The organism is Thermogutta sp., from assembly GCF_014359955.1.
Classification (GTDB): Bacteria; Planctomycetota; Planctomycetia; order Pirellulales; family Thermoguttaceae; genus Thermogutta.
The window spans coordinates 1-1,966 of record NZ_JACIYL010000077.1 but is presented as its reverse complement, the minus strand read 5'-3'; the positions used below and the strand labels follow the sequence as shown (position 1 = coordinate 1,966).

At 54.0% G+C, this 1,966-nt stretch carries 3 protein-coding genes; all 3 read right to left on the bottom strand.

Features of this window, described 5'->3' with window-relative positions:
* A partial coding sequence (locus tag H5U08_RS04085; RefSeq protein ID WP_297030471.1) for a glycosyltransferase occupies positions 1-539 on the bottom strand: 539 nt, incomplete at its 3' end.
* 2 nt (positions 540-541) lie between these two features.
* Positions 542-1,549, bottom strand: coding sequence for a glycosyltransferase family 2 protein (locus H5U08_RS04080; RefSeq protein WP_366494010.1), 1,008 nt, complete (start codon positions 1,547-1,549; stop codon positions 542-544).
* Positions 1,530-1,966: glycosyltransferase family 4 protein (locus H5U08_RS04075; RefSeq protein ID WP_297030465.1), on the bottom strand; the 437-nt coding region annotated here is incomplete at its 5' end. The genes H5U08_RS04075 and H5U08_RS04080, both read right to left, overlap by 20 nt.

Genomic DNA, 1,966 nt, shown 5'->3' with positions numbered 1-1,966 from the left:
CGTACTGATTCACTCGGGCATATGATCTTCGCAAAGCGTTCCCGCCATTGAAGGAACGTTTTGACTCGTCGATAGTAGGCCAGCGCGTACCGGGGTTTTGGAGTCAAACAATGCTTAACAAGTGTCACTGCGAAGCATGCGGGGCCGGCTTGTCTGTGGCAAATCGTTTTTGTCCGTCGATGAAAGAAGCTTGCCGCTGGGCATAGATATAAATAGTCGTGACAGGTGACGACAGTGGGACGCGCATCCAGGCATGCTCGCAACGCTCCCAGATTATACACGCGATGAACGTGAATCACATCCGGGTTTATCTGGGCCAGAATGGACCGCACCCGATCGTATCCCAATTGTTCGGCACGCTTGTCAAATTGGCCGAGCTCCGGTACCTCAAACGAGTTAGGGAGAAGAGACGAATTGCCCTTGGCAAAGGCGTAGTACTGTTCGAGCCCATGCGACTCGAGCGCCGGAATTAAGTGGAGGAGATAGGTTTCGACTCCCCCGGTCCAGTTGAGATGTTCATTTAGGTGAAGGATTCGCACGGCTATCGTGTCGCACTGCTCGTTTGGGATGTCTGCACGGAACGCTGTTCGACCACCGCGAGCCAGCCAATATCTCGCAAATAGCAGCTCCAAGCCAGCTTGTCACGATGTGCCGAAAGGAGCCGGGGCAGAATAGAGACAAGGTCTAGATGGCCACGAAGGAACGCTCGAAACGGGATCGAAGATCGTCCCAAGGCCGCCCGTGCCGCATTCCGAGGCATTTCCCAGCTGATATATTTCAGAAATCCGCCGATACGGCTTTTCCATTTCCACCGGGCTGCGTAGATGACACGATTTCGAGCGATCCATCGGGCTCGGCGGAGAGCAGCCCGACGGTCTGTGGTTGCCGACCCGCCGAAATGTCCCACCCGACCCCGTGTACAAATCCCTACCCTGTATCCCGCCGACGCGATGCGTCGGCAAAGGTCATAGTCTTCGTAATAACTGCCGTAAATGGGATCGAATGGCCCCGCTTTCAGCAGTGCCTCGGTTCTCACCACCATGGCTGCCGCCGTGATCTCCGGCACTTCGATGAAATCAGGCAGATCGTCGAAACGGGCGTTCACCCCTTGTGATACTCGATCGTACAGCTCGGGGGCGGCTCGCGAACATGTCAGAAATGCTTCGTCCCAGGCTGTGCCATCGTAATTTTCGATAAGAGGAATGACAGCTCCAATCTGCTCGTCGTTCTTCATGACTGCCATACAGGCGGACAGCCAATCTTCGCGCGAGATGGTGTCCTGGTTTAAAAAGCAAACGTATTCGCCGTCCAGACCGCCGTTGACGAGCGCGAAATTGTTGGCTTCGGAAAATGGTAGGGGATGTCGTGTTTTCAAGGTGAGGAGGTCTCGATAGGTGCCCGTAGTTTCGGTAATTCCCTCATTCTCGCCATTGTCGATTAGAAGGACCGATGCCGTGCCATGAACTGTATCGAGGGACTTGAGACAGCTACCAAGCCATCTTCCCGAATTGTGAGCGACGATAATTACTCTAACTTGCTCTGAGAGCACAAGCCTCTCCGCGCCACTGCTTACATGATGTTAGTGTCGATTTGGCAATAAGACCAACGCTATCAACGTAACGGGCACGACTGTATTTTAATCCACATTCATCTTTGGCTGCACCCGCCAATTTCAATCGAAATTGGCCGTCAAGTAAAACGCAGTTTAGTTGTTGTCTAAACCCTTCGATGACTCCATACTCCACCAGCAATCCCGTCTCACCGTCATTGATTATCTCCCCCAGACCGCCGACCCGTGTGGCCACCACCGGCGTTCCGACGGCCATGGCTTCGATCGCCGTTCGGCCGAAAGATTCCGAGCGACTGGGAATGCAGACCACATCACACGCCCGATAAAACACGGCCATGTCGGACACAGTGCCGAGAAATACGACGTGTCCATTCAAATGATTGGCTGCCACCAGGT